Annotated in this window: 21 protein-coding genes and 1 tRNA gene; 11 read left to right on the top strand and 11 right to left on the bottom strand. The window is 58.7% G+C overall.

All coding sequences use genetic code 11. From position 1 onward, the window contains the following. Window positions 1-482 (bottom strand): hypothetical protein (locus AC2FFP_RS10415; RefSeq protein ID WP_496881007.1); only part of this gene is annotated, 482 nt, incomplete at its 3' end. A 499-nt stretch (window positions 483-981) separates the two neighbouring features. On the opposite strand from AC2FFP_RS10415, the gene AC2FFP_RS10410 reads away from it, so the two are divergent. Continuing rightward, window positions 982-1,737: a 3-hydroxyacyl-CoA dehydrogenase gene (locus tag AC2FFP_RS10410; RefSeq protein ID WP_496779219.1), complete on the top strand. Its 756-nt coding sequence runs from the start codon at window positions 982-984 to the stop codon at window positions 1,735-1,737. Window positions 1,738-1,746: 9 nt separating this feature from the next. Next, window positions 1,747-2,298 carry a sugar O-acetyltransferase gene (locus AC2FFP_RS10405; RefSeq protein WP_496844201.1) on the top strand — a complete coding sequence of 184 codons (552 nt, stop codon included), beginning with the start codon at window positions 1,747-1,749 and terminating at the stop codon, window positions 2,296-2,298. Here the strand turns inward: AC2FFP_RS10405 and AC2FFP_RS10400 are convergent. The 3 genes from AC2FFP_RS10400 to AC2FFP_RS10390 form a co-directional block, all read right to left on the bottom strand. Beyond that, entirely contained in the window at window positions 2,295-4,103 is a 1,809-nt protein-coding gene (locus AC2FFP_RS10400) for an ABC-F family ATP-binding cassette domain-containing protein (RefSeq protein ID WP_496844200.1), read from the bottom strand. The two genes, AC2FFP_RS10405 and AC2FFP_RS10400, sit on opposite strands and share 4 nt — an antisense overlap. 67 nt (window positions 4,104-4,170) lie before the next feature. Continuing rightward, window positions 4,171-4,905: a GNAT family N-acetyltransferase gene (locus AC2FFP_RS10395; protein ID WP_496767046.1), complete on the bottom strand. Its 735-nt coding sequence runs from the start codon at window positions 4,903-4,905 to the stop codon at window positions 4,171-4,173. 98 nt (window positions 4,906-5,003) lie between these two features. After that, the gene (locus tag AC2FFP_RS10390; protein WP_496844198.1) at window positions 5,004-5,477 is read right to left on the bottom strand and encodes an outer membrane protein assembly factor BamE; all 474 of its coding nucleotides are present in this window, start codon (window positions 5,475-5,477) and stop codon (window positions 5,004-5,006) included. Window positions 5,478-5,561: 84 nt separating this feature from the next. Here AC2FFP_RS10390 and AC2FFP_RS10385 point away from each other — a divergent pair, with 84 nt between their 5' ends. The 8 genes from AC2FFP_RS10385 to AC2FFP_RS10350 all read left to right on the top strand — a co-directional run bounded on the left by AC2FFP_RS10385 (window position 5,562) and on the right by AC2FFP_RS10350 (window position 10,955). Further along, window positions 5,562-6,098, top strand: coding sequence for a YceD family protein (locus AC2FFP_RS10385; protein ID WP_058274498.1), 537 nt, complete (start codon window positions 5,562-5,564; stop codon window positions 6,096-6,098). Between the two features lie 206 nt (window positions 6,099-6,304). Further along, window positions 6,305-6,511: a 50S ribosomal protein L32 gene (rpmF, locus tag AC2FFP_RS10380; RefSeq protein ID WP_037316137.1), complete on the top strand. Its 207-nt coding sequence runs from the start codon at window positions 6,305-6,307 to the stop codon at window positions 6,509-6,511. A gap of 24 nt (window positions 6,512-6,535) precedes the next feature. Next, window positions 6,536-7,624: a phosphate acyltransferase PlsX gene (gene plsX, locus AC2FFP_RS10375; protein WP_496723236.1), complete on the top strand. Its 1,089-nt coding sequence runs from the start codon at window positions 6,536-6,538 to the stop codon at window positions 7,622-7,624. Window positions 7,625-7,645: 21 nt separating this feature from the next. Continuing rightward, on the top strand, window positions 7,646-8,617 hold the full coding sequence (locus AC2FFP_RS10370) for a beta-ketoacyl-ACP synthase III (protein ID WP_109311337.1): 972 nt from the start codon (window positions 7,646-7,648) through the stop codon (window positions 8,615-8,617). A gap of 96 nt (window positions 8,618-8,713) precedes the next feature. Further along, a complete protein-coding gene (gene ihfA / locus AC2FFP_RS10365; RefSeq protein ID WP_496723238.1) occupies window positions 8,714-9,016 on the top strand; it encodes an integration host factor subunit alpha in 303 nt (100 codons plus the stop codon). 18 nt (window positions 9,017-9,034) lie between these two features. Beyond that, window positions 9,035-9,676, top strand: coding sequence for a MerR family transcriptional regulator (locus AC2FFP_RS10360; RefSeq protein WP_496881006.1), 642 nt, complete (start codon window positions 9,035-9,037; stop codon window positions 9,674-9,676). A 61-nt stretch (window positions 9,677-9,737) separates the two neighbouring features. After that, a tRNA-Pro gene (locus AC2FFP_RS10355) sits at window positions 9,738-9,814 on the top strand. A gap of 61 nt (window positions 9,815-9,875) precedes the next feature. Beyond that, entirely contained in the window at window positions 9,876-10,955 is a 1,080-nt protein-coding gene (locus AC2FFP_RS10350; RefSeq protein WP_496881005.1) for a 2'-deoxycytidine 5'-triphosphate deaminase, read from the top strand. Between the two features lie 52 nt (window positions 10,956-11,007). Here AC2FFP_RS10350 and AC2FFP_RS10345 read toward each other — a convergent pair whose 3' ends face one another. The 6 genes from AC2FFP_RS10345 to argS form a co-directional block, all read right to left on the bottom strand. After that, window positions 11,008-11,178 carry a hypothetical protein gene (locus AC2FFP_RS10345; protein ID WP_496735757.1) on the bottom strand — a complete coding sequence of 57 codons (171 nt, stop codon included), beginning with the start codon at window positions 11,176-11,178 and terminating at the stop codon, window positions 11,008-11,010. Between the two features lie 63 nt (window positions 11,179-11,241). Continuing rightward, window positions 11,242-11,898 (bottom strand): SMC-Scp complex subunit ScpB, encoded by a 657-nt coding sequence (gene scpB / locus AC2FFP_RS10340; RefSeq protein ID WP_282151414.1) that lies wholly within the window; start codon window positions 11,896-11,898, stop codon window positions 11,242-11,244. Next, a complete protein-coding gene (locus AC2FFP_RS10335) occupies window positions 11,891-12,685 on the bottom strand; it encodes a segregation and condensation protein A (protein ID WP_113789426.1) in 795 nt (264 codons plus the stop codon). Before AC2FFP_RS10335 ends, scpB begins: the two co-directional genes overlap by 8 nt. Then, entirely contained in the window at window positions 12,675-13,682 is a 1,008-nt protein-coding gene (gene nagZ, locus AC2FFP_RS10330) for a beta-N-acetylhexosaminidase (protein ID WP_496738383.1), read from the bottom strand. The genes AC2FFP_RS10335 and nagZ overlap by 11 nt, the downstream gene beginning before the upstream one ends. Continuing rightward, window positions 13,679-14,791 carry an SPOR domain-containing protein gene (locus tag AC2FFP_RS10325; protein ID WP_496767041.1) on the bottom strand — a complete coding sequence of 371 codons (1,113 nt, stop codon included), beginning with the start codon at window positions 14,789-14,791 and terminating at the stop codon, window positions 13,679-13,681. Before AC2FFP_RS10325 ends, nagZ begins: the two co-directional genes overlap by 4 nt. Before the next feature lie 39 nt (window positions 14,792-14,830). Then, a complete protein-coding gene (gene argS, locus AC2FFP_RS10320; RefSeq protein ID WP_496767040.1) occupies window positions 14,831-16,576 on the bottom strand; it encodes an arginine--tRNA ligase in 1,746 nt (581 codons plus the stop codon). 131 nt (window positions 16,577-16,707) lie between these two features. On the opposite strand from argS, the gene AC2FFP_RS10315 reads away from it, so the two are divergent. Beyond that, a complete protein-coding gene (locus AC2FFP_RS10315; RefSeq protein WP_496735764.1) occupies window positions 16,708-17,259 on the top strand; it encodes a putative pterin-binding protein in 552 nt (183 codons plus the stop codon). Here the strand turns inward: AC2FFP_RS10315 and AC2FFP_RS10310 are convergent, their stop codons facing one another. Beyond that, window positions 17,260-18,402, bottom strand: a complete 1,143-nt coding sequence (locus AC2FFP_RS10310; protein ID WP_496767039.1) for a deoxyguanosinetriphosphate triphosphohydrolase — start codon at window positions 18,400-18,402, stop codon at window positions 17,260-17,262. Window positions 18,403-18,435: the final 33 nt, after the last annotated feature.

Here is an 18,435-nt window from a genome sequence, read left to right as displayed (position 1 = left end):
CCGCCATCGTTGCCGCCGCCATCGTTGCCGCCACCATCGTTGCCGCCGCCATCATTGCCGCCGCCATCGTTGCCGCCGCCATCATTGCCGCCGCCATCATTGCCGCCGCCATCGTTGCCGCCGCCATCGTTGCCGCCACCATCGTTGCCGCCGCCATCATTGCCGCCGCCATCGTTGCCGCCACCTGGGCTGTTGCTTTCGCCACCGCCGCCAGGGCTGTCGCTTCCACCGCCGCCAGGGCTGTTGCTTCCGCCATCGCCAGGGCTGTTGCTTCCGCCACCGCCAGGGCTGTTGCTTCCGCCACCGCCAGGGCTGTTGCTTCCGCCACCGTTGTTGGTACCTCCGGTCGAACTACTGCTGGTATCGCCAGAACCAGACTCACCGCGCGGGCTTGGGTCAGCTTGTGCAATTTGATCGCTGTCCCGATCTTCGCCACCTCGTGCCGAATTTCCGCGGACTGAAGCTGTCTCCAAATCCGTCAACAATACGGCCAAACCCGGGCATTGTTCGCCAGTGTAAGCTAGTGTTGATTCGAAATCTGACCGTGTTTGTAGCCGCTTCAAAAAACTGGGTGTCACGTGCGTACAATCACAAAGCGTCTGATAGTCGCCGGCGTTGGCTGCTATCCGCGCAGTTCTCGCATTGCACACATCCGTCGCAGCATACGCAGTGGTTACTATCATAGCTCCTATGAATGGAGAGGCCACCAATGCCGAAACAGTGGATTTCAGTTTAATTCGCATCACTTAGCTCCTTGCGCCTTAATACCCAGGTGCGTCAGGGTCTTCGGTTACACTGTGGGAGCCGCAAATGAAGCGCAGGTAAGTTCCCGCTAAAGATGCGTTAATGAAGGCTCGCCACAACTCGTTACAATGATCACGGCACTAGTTGTGACGATCTCTTGTCGTGAATATACAACATCTACCCAAGCCGCAAAGTTTAATGAGGCGGGAAAATGTCAAAATCTTGAGAGGTCGCCTAATGCAACTTTCAAATTCAGCCACAATTATCACCGGCGGGGCGTCGGGGTTGGGTGAGGCGACGGCTCGGTACTTCGCCGAACAAGGCGCGCAGGTCACGATCCTGGATCGCGACGCCGAGCGTGGCCCCAAGGTCGCCGAGGACATCGGCGGGCATTTCGTACAAACAGATGTAACCGATGAAGAATCGGTTGCGGCGGCCATCGAGCACGCTAAGGGCAAGATGGGCCGCATTACGGCTGCGGTGAACTGCGCCGGGATCGCATATGGGATCAAGACAGTCGGCAAGGATGGCCCCCACCCGTTGGACGCGTTTCAGCGCACAATCGACATCAATCTGGTGGGCACGTTCAACGTTTCGCGCCTGGCCGCAGCTGAGATGGCAAAGAATGATCCCGAACCGGACGGCGCGCGCGGAGTAATCATCAACACGGCTTCAATCGCAGCCTTCGACGGGCAAAAGGGCCAAGCGGCCTATGCAGCCTCGAAGGGCGGCGTCGTTGGCATGACGCTGCCGATGGCGCGTGATCTGGCCTCGACCGGAGTGCGCGTAATGACCATCGCTCCGGGAATTTTCATGACGCCGATGCTGGCGGGCCTGCCTGAAGAAGTACAACAACAACTGGCGGCAGATGTCCCCAACCCTGCCCGCCTCGGCGATCCGAACGAATACGGGCGGTTGGCGGGTTTCATTGTCGAGATGGGCTACTTGAACGGAGAAGTCATCCGCATCGACGGCGCCCTTCGTATGCGTTAAGCCTGTCCCATGACAGAGCGGGAAAAGATGCAGTCCGGGCAGTGGTATAACTGCCTGGACCCGGAACTTGAGGCGCTGCGCACCCGTGCCCGGCTTGCAGTCCACACGCATAACACCTGCCCTCCTGATGCCCGTGGTGCCATGGCACCCGAGCTGCGAGCGTTGTTCGCAGGCGTCGGGCCAGGCTGCTTACTCGAGGCTCCGTTTCATTGCGCCTACGGGCTTAACATCCACTTCGGCGCGCGGGTCTATTTCAACGCGGGCTGCGTGATTTTGGACACCGCTCAGGTTCGGATCGGTGATGACACAATGTTTGGCCCACACGCACAGATCTATTGCGCGCAGCACGCCAAAGACCCCGTTGAGCGTGCAAAAGGTTTGGAAATCGGGATACCGGTGACCATTGGCCGAAACGTCTGGGTTGGCGGAGGTGCCATCGTGATGCCCGGCGTCACCATCGGCGACAACGCCATTATTGGCGCAGGCAGCGTTGTGACCAAAGACGTCGCGGCCGGAGAAGCGGTTGTCGGCAACCCTGCCCAACCGTTGACGCGCCCCTAAGCGCCCTCGGCCTTTTCCTCAAGCACCAGCCACTCTTCTTCTGCGGCGGCCAGTTTCTCTTGCCGTTCGACCAGCGCCTCGGTCGCCTTCTGGAACTTGACTGGTTCACGGGTGAACAGCTCAGGATCTGACATAAGCTCTTCCAGCTTGCCGATTTCGGCCTCTAGGCGGGCAATCTCGGCAGGCAATTTCTCAAGCCGATGCTTTTCCGAGAAAGATAGTCCTGATTTCGGCTGCGCCTCTTGCTTTTGCTTTGACTTCGAAGTCTTTGCTTTTTCAGCTTTCTTTTCCGCTACGTCACCCCGTTGCGCGATGTAGTCCGACCAACCGCCCGCATAAACGGTCGCGCGGCCATTGCCCTCCATCGCAATCGTGGTGGTGGCAACGCGGTCCAGAAAATCCCGATCGTGGCTGACCAGCAGGACGGTGCCGTCATAGTCGTCGAGCAGTTCCTGCAACAGGTCCAGCGTTTCAACGTCCAGATCGTTGGTCGGTTCGTCCAGCACTAAAAGGTTCGAGGACTTGGCCATCAGTTTCGCCAACAGCAAACGCGCTTTTTCCCCACCTGACAATGACTTAACAGCGGCTCTTGCTTGCGCATCATCAAACAGGAATTCCTTGAGGTAACCAACCACGTGCTTGGGCTGACCCCCAACCATCACTTGATCCGCTTTGCCTGACACCCGCATTTCGGGGTCCCCGGTCAGGCTGTCCCACAGGGTCATTTCGGGGTCCAGCTGCGCGCGGGCCTGATCGAACACCGCAATCTCAAGGTTGGTGCCCAGCGTCACCGTCCCCTCATCGGGCTGTTCCTGTCCGAGCAACATCTTAAGCAACGTCGTCTTGCCCACACCGTTGGGCCCGACAAAAGCCACGCGATCCCCACGTTGTGCCAGAAGATCAAAGTTTCTAACGATCTGATGCGTGCCAAAGGTCTTGGACAAACCCTTGGCTTCAATCACTTTTCGCCCAGACTTTGGTCCGCCTTCCAGCGACATTGCCGCTGATCCCTGACGCTTGATCTGCGCAGCCTTTTCAGCGCGCAAAGCCTGCAAAGCCCGCACCCGGCCCTGATTTCGCTTGCGCCGTGCACTGATACCTTCGACAGCCCATTTGGCCTCGGACTTGATCAGACGATTCAGCTTGTGACGCTGCTGATCCTCTTCTTCCCAAATCTTGTCGCGCCAGGTTTCAAAAGCCTCGAACCCTTGCTCCTGCCGCCGTACCATGCCGCGGTCGATCCACAACGTCGCGCGGGTCAACGCGCGTAAAAACGCACGGTCATGTGAAATCAGAACAAAGGCTGCTCGGGTCGATCCCAGTTCGCGTTCGAGCCAGGCAATTGCTTCGATATCCAGATGGTTCGTCGGCTCGTCCAGCAGCATCAGGTCTGGCGCTTCGGCCATCAGCTTGGCCAATGCCGCCCGGCGACGCTCGCCACCCGAAGCGGTTTCAACCGGGCGGGAGGGATCGAACTTCAGCCCCTCGCCCGCGCGTTCGACCTTGTACAGCTCACCCGGTTCCAATCCGCTGGACGCGTAATCGCCCAATGTCGCGAACCCTTCCATGCCGGGGTCCTGCTCCATGTAGCCAACAGATTTTCCGGGCGGCACCACGATGTCACCCTGATCAGGCTCGACCAGACCTGCCATGACTTTCATCAGGGTCGACTTTCCCGACCCGTTTCTCCCAACCAAGGCCACGCGGTCGCCCGGCTGAACCACCAGGTCCAGCCCCGAAAACACCGGATCGCCCCCGAAAGTCAGGGATATGCCGGACATCTGCAACAAAGGAATTCTCGCCATGCCGCCAGCTAAACCGGTGGGCACAAGGCGTCAACGTCCCTGTTTCACCTTTTCGAAAATACTCAATCTAGCGGACCACTGCGCGCAGCAACCGTTTACGGGCCGGGGGGATCGCTCCGATCTCAAGCCCGGTGAATACATGCAGCGTATTCATATGCCGATCCACCACCGCATGGTCACTGACCCAGCCGCCCATCATCAGATAGGTGCGCAACAATGGAGGCATCCGCGACATCGCCTTTTTAACGTCAGGCCTGCGCCGCAAGCGAGAAGCAAACTTGAATACATCGGGGGCCTTGACCCGCGGCAACCAACGCTTTGGCGCCAAATGCCGTTGCTTCAACATGGCAAAAGCGTCCAGATACTCGACCGTTTCGGTTCCTGCAAAGGATGAACAGCCGAACAACATCTTGACGTTGTTCTCGTCCACGTAATTGGTCATCGCCCCCCAGGCGACCCGCAGGATATCAGGGTCTGTCCATTCCGGGTGAATGCAGAAACGGCCCATTTCGACCATGCGGCCGTCGAACCCTTTGAGTGCAGACAGATCATAGAACTGGGCAGAATAACTGCTGTCAACCTCGGCCCCGTGCTCCATTGTCAGCATTCTGAAACAACACACCAGCCGTCCATCGGAGCGCGAATCTTCAACAAGGATATGCGCGCAGACCGGATCAAATTCATCCCGGTCAATCTGATCCGTCCCGAATGCCAGAGTTCGCAGTTTCTGCGCCGCCGCCACATCCTGAGGGGACTGCGCCAAACGAGCCCGGTATCTGCCCTTGCCCAGCAATAATGCCATGGTCGCATCCTCCGCGGTTGCTGACCTGCTTCATGTTGCAACGGTTCTACCACAGAACATGTGACTGTCCTGTGACCGTCGCAAGAGGCAGTGCAGACTTAATTCGCGCCCGGAATGTTCGCAGGGTTGAAGTTGCCGATATTGCCCAGCAGCTGGCGCAGGAAGCCACGGTTCTGAACGCTGGATTCGGTCACGCGGCGGTCCAGTACCACCACATATCCATCTTCAAGACCAAAACGTTCTATGTTCCGCACAACACCACGCTGGTCAAAGCTGATCGCAACCAGTTCGCGCGACACCACTTCGGGGCGCTTCGGACCGTAGTGGCGCACGCGAGAGCGGACATAGTAAAAACCCGAATCCTTCACCAGCCCGGCAGAGGTGGGCGCTCCGATTGATTCAACAACGCTGTCGCGGGTATCGACGCCCACTTTGATCTCAGCCAGTTGGTCAGCCGGCGGGACGTATCCGTGATTCTTGAAGATTGGCGTGCAAGCGCCAGCCGCAACCAAACAGGCCGCAAAGACAAGCCTTTTGGACGCCGGTTTCAACCTGTTCACAACCTTCAACATTTACATCCTCTTGCCTTGGGACCTTGCGGACCCTATCCGATTACATAAACCGCAGCCCCGGTTCAACACACGAAAGGGTCACGAATGACGACTAATACATCTCTGCGGGTGGCCGACCTGCCCCAAAACGCGCCCACGCCGTTTGATCTGCGCCCCGATAGCAAGGGCCTGGACGCGATCAAAACCGAACTGGGATTGTTGGGCCTGCGCAAGCTCAGCTTTGTGGGTGACGTAAGGGCACAAGGTAAACGCGATTGGATTCTTGCCGGAAAACTGGGGGCGACGGTGATTCAACCCTGTGTCGTGACGCTTGAACCCGTAACCACGCGCATCGATATTCCTGTATCACGGGTCTATCTGAAAGACTGGCAAAACCCCGACGAGCCTGAATTCGAAATCCCCGAAGGCGATGAGACCGAAGCGCTGGGCGCGGAAATCGACCCCGCATCGGTGATGATTGAGGCGCTGTCGCTTGCCCTGCCCCAATACCCACGGAAGGACGGCGCAGAATTGGAACAGGCCGGCTATACTGAGCCGGGCAAACAGGCGATGACGGACGAAGACGCAAAGCCCTTTGCCGGACTGGCGAATTTGCGCGATGCTTTGAAAAAAGACGAGTGACATAGGTCTGTTTTCCTGTCATAGCAGGCCTCCAGAAAAATCGCTTGAACATGCCGAGAATCGCAGTATTTTCGCGCGCTCAACGGAATTTGGGTTGGACATTGCGGGGCCCGTCCCCTAAACGCGCGTCAAACCACTAGAAAAACGAAGAATGAAACCCGGCCAGCAGCGAATCTGCTGACCCTTAATAGACAAAGGTTGAGACCATGGCTGTCCAACAGAACAAAGTTTCCAAGTCGCGCCGCAACAATCGCCGCGCACATGACGCTCTGGTTGCTGCAAACCCGAACGAATGCGCAAACTGTGGCGAACTGAAGCGCCCGCACCACGTCTGCGCGTCCTGCGGCCATTATGATGACCGTGAAGTCGTCGCTCAGGCCGACGAAATCGACCTGGACGAAGACGCGGCCTAAGCCTCATAACTCGTAGGCCAAGGCATGACGGAACAGCCCACGCAAACCGGACGGATTACCATCTCGGTTGACGCTATGGGCGGAGATTCGGGGCCCGCGACTGTTGTTGCGGGCATTGCCAAATCGGCAAATAAGAACCCCGATATCGCCTTCGTTCTGCACGGGCCCGAGCAAAAGCTGCGCAAACTTGTCGCCAAACGGCGTGTCCTGCAGGGACGCGTCGTTTTTCGTGATTGCCCTGACGTAGTCACGATGGAGGACAAGCCCAGTCAGGTCGTCCGCAGCGGCAAGCAGACGTCAATGTGGTCGACACTGGAATCAGTGCGCAAAGGCGAAGCCCACGGCGCAGTTTCCTGCGGCAATACCGGCGCGCTGATGGCACTGTCGATGATGCGTTTGCGCAAATTGCCAGGTGTGAACCGCCCGGCAATTGCGATTCTGTGGCCGTCGCGCAACCCGCAAGGGTTCAACGTAATGCTGGATGTCGGCGCCGATGTGCGGGCCGACGCCAAAGATCTGCTGCAATATGCGCTGATGGGGGCGTCTTATGCCCGCAACGGCATGGCGCTGGATCGGCCCCGGATCGGTTTGCTGAATGTCGGCACCGAAGAACACAAAGGTCGGGCCGAACTGAAAGAAGCCCACGCGATGATCACGGAATTCGCAGAGCAGGCGAATTTTGACTTCGTAGGCTTCGTGGAAGGCAGCGACATTCCCGGCGACAAGGCGGATGTCATTGTTACCGATGGCTTTACCGGAAACGTCGCGATCAAAACCGGCGAAGGCACGGCCAGCCTGATCGGTGATCTGTTGCGCGAGGCCTTCAAATATTCCCCCCTGTCCCGGCTCGCATCGGTTTTGGCCATCACCTCGCTGCAACGGTTGAAGAAACGCATCGACCCACGCCGCGTGAATGGCGGTGTCTTCCTTGGCCTCAACGGAACCGTGGTCAAATCACATGGTGGCGCAGATGCCACCGGAGTTTCGGCGGCGATCAAACTGGCCTTTACCCTGGCCGAGTCGGGTTTTGCCGAAAAATTGGCGGCACGGGTTGCATCGACAGCCCAGCTTGCACAAGATGCCGCGCACGTACCGCCAAAGGCGGGCGAATAACAATAAAGGCAGTACCCCCAAATGGCAGGCCGTTCAGTTGTTGTAGGTGTCGGACACTATTTGCCAGAGCGCATCGTTCCGAACTCTGAATTTGAAAAGACGCTAGATACGTCGGACGAGTGGATCAAAGCTCGCTCGGGAATCGAACGCCGCCACTTTGCTGCTGATGGCGAAACCACGTCCGATCTGGCGACCAACGCTGCCTTGGCCGCCCTGGCCGATGCTGGCCTGAAGGCCGAGGATATCGACGCCATCATTCTGGCGACATCAACGGCTGACCTGACTTTCCCTTCTGCCGCGACGATGGTGCAGGCGCGCCTGGGCATGACCCATGGATTCGCGTTTGACGTGCAAGCCGTCTGTGCTGGCTTTGTCTTTGCCCTCAGCAACGCCAACGCTTTGATCGTGTCCGGTCAGGCCAAACGTGTGCTGGTCATCGGCGCCGAGACGTTTTCGCGCATCATGGATTGGACAGATCGATCCACCTGTGTGCTGTTTGGCGACGGTGCCGGCGCGTTGATTCTTGAGCTGCAGGACAGCGAAGGAACCGCGCAGGATCGCGGCATTCTTTCGACCGACCTGAATTCTGACGGACGCTACAAGGATTTGCTCTATGTCGACGGCGGTGTGTCGACCCAATCGACTGGGCATCTGCGGATGCAGGGCAATCAGGTGTTCCGCCACGCGGTCGAAAAGCTGGCGAAAACTGCAGAAACCGCCCTGGGGCGTGCCGGTCTGACCAACGCGGACGTCGATTGGATCGTGCCACATCAGGCCAACATCCGCATCATTCAGGGCACTGCTAAGAAAATGGGCCTGCCGATGGATAACGTCGTCGTAACGGTCCAGGATCATGGCAACACGTCTGCCGCATCGATTCCTCTGGCCCTGTCAGTGGGCAAACAACGGGGCCAGATCAAGACCGGCGATCTGATCGTGACCGAGGCTATCGGTGGCGGCCTGGCCTGGGGCGCGGTGGTTCTGCGCTGGTAACCGGCGCAAAACGGCTTACACAGCCTCGTGCAATTCATTGATATTGACAGCGAATTTGCCATCACCATATTCTCTTATATCAACAGGGGAAATGGTATGGGCGATAAAACACTGACGCGAATGGATCTGAGCGAGGCTGTTTTCCGCGAGGTTGGCCTTTCACGTAATGAAAGTGCGCAGCTTGTCGAAAGCGTCTTAAACCACATGTCGGACGCACTGGTCCAAGGTGAACAGGTCAAGATTTCATCGTTTGGTACGTTCAGTGTTCGGGACAAAACCGCCCGCATCGGCCGTAATCCAAAAACCGGCGAAGAGGTGCCAATTCAGCCTCGCCGCGTCCTGACGTTCCGCCCGTCGCACCTGATGAAGGATCGCGTCGCCGCAGGGAATCGCAAGTAAATTCGGGACGAAACGGTCATGAGCAAGTCCCCCGACGCCTTTCGCACAATAAGTGAAGTTGCGGACTGGTTGGGCGTTCAAGCTCATGTCCTGCGCTTCTGGGAAAGCCGTTTCAGCCAGGTAAAACCCGTCAAACGCGCGGGTGGCCGCAGGTATTACCGGCCAAACGATATGCGCCTTTTGGGCGGTATCAAGAAACTGCTGCACGAGGACGGGATCACCATCAAAGGTGTCCAGCGCATCCTGCGTGAACAAGGCGTGGCCTATGTTTCCTCGCTGTCGCCCAGCCTGGATGAGCCCGCTGCGCCTGAAAGCGCCCCGGCAGACGACACCGTTGTCGTGCCCTTCTCCGCCAAATCTGCCACGCCCAGCGATCAGATTGATCTGGACCTAGGCGATCCAGCACCGGTGGCCGAGGCGACCGCGCCAGCGGAACAAGCTCCTCAGGCCGAGACGCCCACGCCTGCCCCGCAGCAACCACAAGCAGAGCCACCACAGCCTGCGCCCGAGTATCTGGATGAAGCCCCCCTGATGGGCGGCATCGCCACACAAGCGTGGGAACGGACCGAGTTTGACAACGATCTTCTGCGTCGGATTGCACCAATCGCCAAGGACTTGCGCGCTGTCATCAACCGAATTGAGAACCGGTCGGCAGGATAAGAAAAAAGGCGATGATTTCCTCTTGCCCCCGCCGGGAAAGTCTTTATGAACACCTCAACGTCGGGCTATGGCGCAGCCTGGTAGCGCGTCCGTCTGGGGGACGGAAGGTCGCAGGTTCGAGTCCTGCTAGCCCGACCAAATCACACCGACGTTTATGGCAGACAGGCCAGATCCCGCTCTGGCAACAGAGGGGATCGGAATGACAGGTGTATGTCCCAACCAACAGATCGAGGCGATGATCGGCCGCGGTGAGATCACCGCCAGCCCCGAGGTTATCCCGGCGCAAATTCAACCCGCTAGCCTTGATTTACGTTTAGGTACAGTTGCTTACCGGGTCCGCGCCTCGTTTCTGTCCGGCGAAGGACGCACGGTCGCGGATCGTCTGGCCGAGTTTGAGATGCACCGCATCGACATCACCGGCGGAGCCGTTCTGGAAAAAGGCTGCGTCTATCTGGTGCCGCTGATGGAATCACTAGCCCTGCCCGCCGATACCAGCGCGGTGGCAAATGCCAAAAGCTCGACCGGGCGGCTGGATCTTCTGACCCGCACGATCACCGATGGTGGCACCGAGTTTGACCGCGTACCGGCAGGCTATACCGGGCCGCTTTTTGCCGAGATCTGTCCACGCTCATTCTCGGTTCTGGTGCGGCCGGGCATGCGGCTGAACCAGATTCGTTTTCGTCAGGGTCAGGCGGTGCTCAGCGACGCGGAACTGACCGCGCTGCACAACGACTCGCCACTGGTCGACGGACCGGCGGTCATTCAGGATGGGCTGGGATTCTCGGTCGACCTGCAATTGCCCGACACTGATCTGGTTGGCTATCGGGCCAAACCGCATACCGGTGTGATCGATTTGGACCGGATTGGCGAATACGACCCGCAAGAATACTGGGAAGAGGTGCGCACCACCGATGGCCGCATCATCCTAGACCCCGGTGCGTTCTATATCCTGGTCAGCCGCGAGGCGGTCCATATTCCCCCCATGTATGCGGCTGAAATGGCCCCCTACCTTGCAATGGTAGGCGAATTCCGGGTGCACTATGCCGGATTTTTTGACCCCGGCTTCGGTCACGCCGCAGCGGGCGGAACGGGATCACGCGGCGTGCTGGAAGTACGCTGCCACGAAGCCCCCTTTGTTCTGGAACATGGGCAGGTCGTCGGGAGGCTGGTCTATGAGAAGATGGCCGAAATGCCGACACAGCTTTATGGCGCGGGCATCGCGTCAAACTATCAGGGACAGGGGCTGAAACTGTCCAAACACTTCAAGGCTGTTGGCTAACATTTCTTGAACCGGCGCACGTTCAGATTACGCCCTGCGCCGGGCTTATCTGCTAGGCTTGACGATTGCTATCGTCATTTGCGCCCGTGTCATGAGGCACAGCCGATCTTTGTTTCGGCTTCCCCATCCGGCCCGCCACATCAAAACCTTTGTCGATGCCTTTGTTGACGACCCGCCGCATGATCTGGCGGATGATCATGTCGATGATGCGATTCATATTCATTGCTCAACTCCTCAGCTTGGCCACAACATAGGTGATTCCAACGGCAACAAAAGGGCCAAGTTATCACTCTTCCTCGAACAGCTCGGTCTGGTCCTCATCTTCGCTGTCATCACGCCCCTCGCCCAATGGCATCGTGCCCGGGGGCGGCCGGTTTTCCAGCAACCCAGCAGCCCGCAATTCCTTGAGCCCCGGAAGATCGCGGGCATTTTCCAACCCGAAATGATCCAGAAACTGTGGCGTCACAACAAAGGTGACCGGACGGCCGGGTGTCATCCGGCGACGGCCCAGACGGATCCACTCCATTTCCAACAGTTGATCGATTGTACCGCGCGAAACCGAGACGCCCCGGATCTCTTCGATCTCGGCACGGGTGCAGGGCTGATGATAGGCGACGATGGCCAGCGTTTCGATGGCAGCTCGGCTCAACTTGCGGGTTTCAACCGTTTCCTTTTGCATCAGAAAGCCCAGATCGGGGGCGGTTCGAATGGCCCAAGCCTCACCCACGCGGACAACACGGACACCCCGGCCTTCATACCGTTTCTGCAGAATTTCAACCGCTTGCGCCGCGTCGCTGCCATGCGGCATCCGCGCCTCAAGATCGGCGATCGTTACCGGTTCGGAACTGGCGAACAACACGGCCTCGACCATGCGCTCCTGCTCCGCCAAGGGTGGCGCTTCGAACAGAGTGCCGGTGCCTTCGTCTTGCGGTTCGTCAGTCACGTGTGTCAGTCCTTTTGCGCAAATGGATCGGAGCAAACGTCTCGGTTTGCTTCATCTCCATATGTCCTTCTTTCACCAGTTCAAGCGAGGCAGCAAAGGTCGCTGCAGTGGCCGAGCGGCGACGCACCGGGTCAGCGTCCCAGCCCTCGGGCAGATAGGATTCCATATCCGTCCAAGCTCCGGCAAACCCGATCAGCGGGCGCATCCGCTCTAGCGCCTGTTCCATTGTGAAAACTGAATCGCGGTCCATAACAAAGGGGCGGAACTCGTCACGAGTTCGGATACGGGCGTATCCCTGCATCAGATCCAGCAGCGTGGCAGAGTAGGTCACGGTGCGAATACGGGTGATATCCTCACCCTGCCCGCGTTTAAAGAAATCGCGCCCCAGTTGATCACGGGCCATGAGACGCGCGGCTGAGTCGCGCATGGCTTGCAGGCGTTCCAACTGGAACGCCAGGTGCGCGGCCAGTTCTTCGCCCGAAGGACCATCATCATCCGGGTCCGGTGGCAACAAAAGCCGGGATTTGAGGAAGGCCAGCCATGCGGCCATGACCAGATAGTCTGCCGCCAGTTCAATCCGCAGCGCGCGGGCCTTTTCCACAAAGGACAGATACTGCTGCGCAAGCGCGAGAACCGAGATTTTCCGAAGGTCGACCTTTTGGGTTCGCGACAGGGTCAACAATACATCCAACGGGCCTTCGAACCCGTCGACATCAACAATCAACGCCTCTGCCGCAAGACGATCCGCGACCGAGGCCGGGTCTTCGCTAAAGAGATTATCGTTCATATACCTGCCTGCCCATTAGGGCAGATAGTTCAGCCTCAGTCGCTTGGATGTCAAGTTCCACAGGCTTCTGTCGCATCGACAACGCCTTTTCCGCGCGCTTTTGTGCCTGCGCGGTCATTTCCCCGGCGGCTTCCAGCACCTTGGCGCGCGCGTCCAACGTTCCGTTACAGTGCAGAACCACGTCGCACCCTGCGGCCAGTGACTGACGCGCAATGTCTTCGGGCGCGCCACTCAGCGCTTTCATCGAGATATCGTCAGTCATGATCAGACCGTCAAAACCGATATTGTCGCGGATCAGCCCGATCATCGCAGACGAAATTGTGGCCGGTTGCGGATCAATCCGATCGTAAACCAGATGCGCCGTCATCCCCATCGGCAGATCGTTCAGCGCCCGAAACGGTTCGAAATCCGCTTGCTCCAGCTGGTCCTGTGTCAGGTCCACATGCGGCAGGTCATGGTGGCTGTCCAGCGTTGCCAATCCATGCCCCGGCATGTGCTTGAGAACTGGCAACACACCCCCATCCAGATGGCCTTTGGCAACCGCGCGCCCAAGAGCTGAAACCCGTTTGGGATCAGAGCCATAACAGCGGTTCTTCAAAAACGCATGGGTATCGTCGCGCGCCAAATCGACCATCGGGGCGCAGTTGCTGTCAATGCCAAGCTCGAATAGCTCTTTTGCGATCAGTCGATACCGCAGGTACATGGCGCGTTCCGCCTGATCCCCTGCGCGGCCCACATGATCCAGGGGCGGCATCCATTCGCGTGCCAATGGCGCGCGCAGACGCTGCACACGGCCACCTTCCTGATCGATGGTGATAAGGCAATTGCGCCCTACGGCATCACGAAAGTCATCGCATAGGGCGCGAACTTGTTCAGCTGTATCAATGTTGCGCGCAAACAAAATGAACCCGAATGGGTTCATCTGCTGGAATAGTCTCTTTTCCTCTGACGTCAGGCGCAGCCCTTCGGCATCGGTGATCGCAGCACCGAATGTCACCGAACGGCAACCGGGATACAGTCTGCACCTTGTGCGACCAGAGCGGCACAGAACTGACGCGAGTCGCTCAGGTCATCAAACCCAAGAACACGCAGACGATAGAATGTCCGACCGCCACTTGAGGTCTTCTGGATAACACGTTGTTTTCCAGCCATATACTCGCCAAAGTGGCCATTCATGCGATCCCATTCCGCACGGGCCACATCCGAGCTTTCATACGCACCGAGCTGGGCCATGCGCGTGCCTTTGGAAAGGGTATTCGGATCCACGTCCACGCCAACGGCGGCTTTGACAGCGGCGTTGATCGCAGCTTCGGTACTGCTGTTGGATGAAATCCCGCTTGGCGTCGCTCGGGCTGGGCGCGTGGACGGACGCAGGGACCGGCGGACACCGGGCAGTGCCGCCAGTTCCGGGTCCGGTAATTGTGCGGCCAGATCAGCAGGATCAATGGCCGGCTCTTCCTCGGGCAGTGCCAACGAGGCGAGTTGTACGCCCTGCTCTGCCGGTTCATTCGCTTTCGCCGCCCCACCGGCCAATTCGGCAACCAGGGCATCGACTGTATTCTGGCGCAGCTGCGCAGCCTCTTGATCCGAGATCTCTTCTTCGACGACATGCACGGCCTGCGTCGGCTTCAGCGGTTCAACAGGCGTATCTTCGTCTGTCAGCGAAACCGGGCGCGGCGCAAGGATCAAGCGATCTGCTGGCGGTGCTGCCGTTCCAACGGCTGCCACGGCATTGACGGCCAGACCCTGGTGATCGGCCGGGGTGCCGCCGGGGTTTTCCGGCTGAATGCGCATTGGCCCTTCGATGGCGCGAACAACAGGCACGCCACTAACGTCGCGCATCACCAGTTTGAAGCCCCAGACGCCAATCCCGGCGACCAATGCCAGCGACGCTACTGCACCCATGACGTTGACGATACGGCCCAGCCCTGCCCCTCGCGGAGCCTGTTCATAGCCATAGGAGTCGTCGGGATACTCATACCCATCCTCAGGATGCGGCTGATTCGTGTAATGCATCTCCTCGGGGCGCATCTGCCCCGAGTAATCGTAACTTGCCATGTCCGCCTCACCGCCCGATTGCGCCTTAAAAAGTGGCGCGCGGGTCATTTCTTGCCTACCTCGTACCGGCGCGTCGGGCGGTGTTAGTTACCGCATCTCCTGCGCCGGAGTGACGCCAAGAATACCCAAGCCCGCTGAAATCACAACAGAAACGGCCCGGGCCAATGCGATTTTTGATTGGCTTGTGGCAACATCGCCATCCTGAATGAATCGCAGTTGCGTTTCATCGTTGCCCTTATTCCATAGCGCGTGGAAGTCACCCGCCAGCTCATACAGGTAAAAGGCAACCCGATGCGGTTCATTGGTGCGTGCGGCAATTTCGATCAGACGCGGCCATTCAGCCAGCTTTTTGGCCACCGTCAGCTCTGCGGCATGGTCGATCTTGCCAAGATCAGCACCCTTGAGGGTCGCGTCATCCGTAGCGATTTCCGCCTCGGCGGCACGGCGCAGTACGCTCATGACACGTGCATGGGCGTATTGCACGTAGAACACAGGGTTCTCGCGGCTTTGTTCCAGCACCTTGTCGAAATCGAAGTCCAGCGGCGCGTCGTTCTTGCGGGTCAGCATTACGAACCGGGTCACGTCCGGGCCAACTTGATCGACCACATCGCGCAGAGTGACAAAGTTCCCTGCCCGCTTGGACATCTTGAACGGCTCGCCATTCTTCCACAGTTTCACCAATTGCGTCAGCTTGATATCTAGCGGCACCTTGCCATCGGACAGCGCGGAAACAGCCGCCTTCATCCGTTTCACATAGCCTCCGTGGTCTGCACCAAACACGTCGATCAGTGCATCAAAGCCACGGGTCACCTTGTCATAGTGATAAGCGATATCCGGGGCGAAATAGGTCCAGCTGCCATCCGATTTCTTAACCGGGCGGTCGACGTCATCGCCATGCTCGGTCGATTTGAACAGGGTTTGCTCGCGCGGCTCCCAATCCTCGGGCTTCTTGCCTTTGGGCGGCTCAAGCACACCTTCGTAGATCAGGCCCTTGTCAGTCAGTGACTGTAGTGCCGCCTCGATCTTGCCGGTGCCGTAGAGCGACTTTTCTGAGTAGAACACGTCCATCTCGACACCCAGCGCCCTCAAGTCCGCGCGGATCAGATCCATCATCGCGTCGGTCGAGAACTCGCGCAGCTCTTCCAGCCATTCGCTTTCCGGCTTGTCGATCAGGCCGTCGCCGTATTTCTCTTTCAGCGCCTCGCCGATCGGGATCAGATAGTCACCGGGATAGAGACCTTCGGCAATCTCAGGGCTCAGGCCATTGGCCTCGCGATACCGCTCATACGCGGACCGCGCCAGTACATCCACCTGCGCGCCGCCGTCGTTGATGTAATACTCACGGGTCACGTCATGGCCCGAATACGCCAGCAAGCTCGCCAGAGCGTCTCCGAACACAGCACCCCGCGTATGGCCCACATGAAGTGGCCCAGTGGGGTTCGCGGACACGTACTCTACGTTCACTTTCTGGCCATGCCCCATGGACGAGCGGCCATAATCAGTGCCCTGATCCAACACCGCTGCCAACACACCCTGCCACACCGATGCCGCAAGACGCAGGTTCAAAAAGCCCGGCCCGGCAACTTCGGCACTGGTGATCCGGGCATCCGCCGCCAGCTTTCCGGCTAACACGTCGGCAATGTCGCGCGGCTTCATCTTGGCCGGTTTCGCCAGCACCATCGCGGCGTTGGTTGCCATGTCGCCATGCGCCGCATCGCGCGGCGGTTCGACCGCCACGTTGTCAAAACTCAGCCCCTCGGGCAATGCGCCTTCGGACTGCATCTGTGCCAGCGCGTCCAGCACGAGGCCGCGGATCTCGGAAAACAGGTTCATTTCGGATGTCCTTTTGCTTGCCCGGCGGTTTACCACGCAAAGCGGCAAGGTCAATGGAAGCGATCAGTTTGGGCTTGGATTAGCGGTAGACTCAGCTAACGTCGGTGGAAATTCAAGCCGGAGACACCCCTATGCGCCTTGCCCTGCCAATCGCCTTCGTTCTGACCTCTGCCCTGCCGCTTTGGGCCGACATGCCTGAACCGCAAGGCCATGTACTTTTGACCCTTGGCGGAGCGGTCACGGAAACCAACCTGCCAGCCCGCGGTGAAAACGATGGCGGTCTGCTGGGATACTTGGAGGTTCAGCACGACGGAGCCGCCGGCTTTGATGCGGCCATGTTGGACGGACTGGAGCAGGTTGAAATCACTATTCCTTACGGCCCGGAAGACAATCAGAGCGACATCGCCTTTTCCGGGCCACGCCTGTCGGACCTGTTGATCATGGCCGGGGCCGAAGGAAAAACCGCCAAGCCAATGGCCATGGATGGCTATCAGTCTGAAATTCCTTGGGACAGCATAACCGCCCATCAACCCATCGTCGCGACACACGCCGACGGTGCGCCGATGGGTGTTGGCGGCTACGGCCCCACTATGATCGTCTTCCCCCCGACCGATGACCCCGACCTGGCCGCCGAACAGTCGGGCCAGCAGGTCTGGGCGTTGGCTTACATCGGGGTCGAGTGATCAGGCACCAGCCAGCCTTGCGTGATCCTGCAGGGCAAATCGGTCGGTCATGCCTGCAATGTAGTCCGAGACAATCCGCGCCAGCGCTGTTTCATCGCTGGCCGCCTCAATATCCTCATGCCAGCGCGCGGGCATCTGTTTCGGATCGTTCATGTAGATTGGGAACAGATCTTCCACGACTTTGCTTACCTCGGCGCGCACATCCATGACGCTGGGCGCGCGGTACATCTGCTTGAACAAAAAGGCGCGGATTTCCCTGAGTTGTGCCCACAAACCGCCCGAGAACTGGATGACCGGATAACCAAGATTGCGAATTTCCTCGACGGTCTCCGCGCCCGAACTCGTGATCAGCCCACGCGACGTGACAATTACATCGGAAACCATGACGCCGAAAACACGGCGCAGCGCCTCATGCCGGCGCCGATAAGAATCCAAACCCGGATATCTCCGATCCACCGCGGCATAGCAGTCACCGACGATAGGCAATTGCCCGATTTCATCATCCGTGAACAGACCCGCCCTCAACCCGTCCAACAGGTCATGGTTGTTATAGGCTATGTCATCCGAAAGGGCGGCAACTTGTGCTTCGGCACTGGCATGAGTGTAAAGCTCAAGATCGAAACTCGCGTTGCACTCGGCCAGTGCCCACGGCAAATCACCGGTGACCGGCCCGTTATGCTTGGCGATCCCCTCTAGGCACTCCCATGTCAGGTTGCATCCGTCAAACTCGGCATAGTGGCGTTCCAGCTTCGTGACGATGCGAATGGCCTGTGCGTTGTGGTCAAATCCGCCGTAAGGCTCCATGAGCGCATGTAGGGCATCTTCGCCGGTATGTCCGAACGGTGTGTGTCCCAGATCATGCGCCAACGCCACGGCCTCGGTCAGTTCGCCGTTCAAGCCCAAAGCTCCGGCGATTGTTCGCGCGACCTGTGCAACTTCGATAGAATGGGTCAGGCGCGTGCGATAGCTGTCGCCCTCGTGCTCAACAAACACTTGTGTCTTGTGCTTAAGCCGCCGAAACGCGCTGGCGTGAATGATCCGGTCCCTGTCGCGTTGAAAGCATGACCGGAAACTGCTTTCCTCCTCTGGCACAAGCCGCCCCCTGGCGCGGCCTGGGTTCGAGGCAAAACCCGCTATGTTCAAAGGCCTTGTCCTTGTCGCCTGTCCTTGCACTTT

It is taken from the genome of Ruegeria sp. YTSC004 (assembly GCF_059609805.1).
Note: the sequence above shows the minus strand (reverse complement) of the source record. Positions and strands in the feature narration are given on the sequence as shown.

Coding starts and splice junctions, on each gene's coding strand:
- AC2FFP_RS10410 (WP_496779219.1), top strand. CDS start 982: ATGCAACTTTCAAATTCAGCCACAATTATCACCGGCGGGGCGTCGGGG.
- AC2FFP_RS10405 (WP_496844201.1), top strand. CDS start 1,747: ATGACAGAGCGGGAAAAGATGCAGTCCGGGCAGTGGTATAACTGCCTG.
- AC2FFP_RS10400 (WP_496844200.1), bottom strand. CDS start 4,103: ATGGCGAGAATTCCTTTGTTGCAGATGTCCGGCATATCCCTGACTTTC.
- AC2FFP_RS10395 (WP_496767046.1), bottom strand. CDS start 4,905: ATGGCATTATTGCTGGGCAAGGGCAGATACCGGGCTCGTTTGGCGCAG.
- AC2FFP_RS10390 (WP_496844198.1), bottom strand. CDS start 5,477: ATGTTGAAGGTTGTGAACAGGTTGAAACCGGCGTCCAAAAGGCTTGTC.
- AC2FFP_RS10385 (WP_058274498.1), top strand. CDS start 5,562: ATGACGACTAATACATCTCTGCGGGTGGCCGACCTGCCCCAAAACGCG.
- rpmF (WP_037316137.1), top strand. CDS start 6,305: ATGGCTGTCCAACAGAACAAAGTTTCCAAGTCGCGCCGCAACAATCGC.
- plsX (WP_496723236.1), top strand. CDS start 6,536: ATGACGGAACAGCCCACGCAAACCGGACGGATTACCATCTCGGTTGAC.
- AC2FFP_RS10370 (WP_109311337.1), top strand. CDS start 7,646: ATGGCAGGCCGTTCAGTTGTTGTAGGTGTCGGACACTATTTGCCAGAG.
- ihfA (WP_496723238.1), top strand. CDS start 8,714: ATGGGCGATAAAACACTGACGCGAATGGATCTGAGCGAGGCTGTTTTC.
- AC2FFP_RS10360 (WP_496881006.1), top strand. CDS start 9,035: ATGAGCAAGTCCCCCGACGCCTTTCGCACAATAAGTGAAGTTGCGGAC.
- AC2FFP_RS10350 (WP_496881005.1), top strand. CDS start 9,876: ATGACAGGTGTATGTCCCAACCAACAGATCGAGGCGATGATCGGCCGC.
- AC2FFP_RS10345 (WP_496735757.1), bottom strand. CDS start 11,178: ATGAATATGAATCGCATCATCGACATGATCATCCGCCAGATCATGCGG.
- AC2FFP_RS10335 (WP_113789426.1), bottom strand. CDS start 12,685: ATGAACGATAATCTCTTTAGCGAAGACCCGGCCTCGGTCGCGGATCGT.
- AC2FFP_RS10325 (WP_496767041.1), bottom strand. CDS start 14,791: ATGACCCGCGCGCCACTTTTTAAGGCGCAATCGGGCGGTGAGGCGGAC.
- argS (WP_496767040.1), bottom strand. CDS start 16,576: ATGAACCTGTTTTCCGAGATCCGCGGCCTCGTGCTGGACGCGCTGGCA.
- AC2FFP_RS10315 (WP_496735764.1), top strand. CDS start 16,708: ATGCGCCTTGCCCTGCCAATCGCCTTCGTTCTGACCTCTGCCCTGCCG.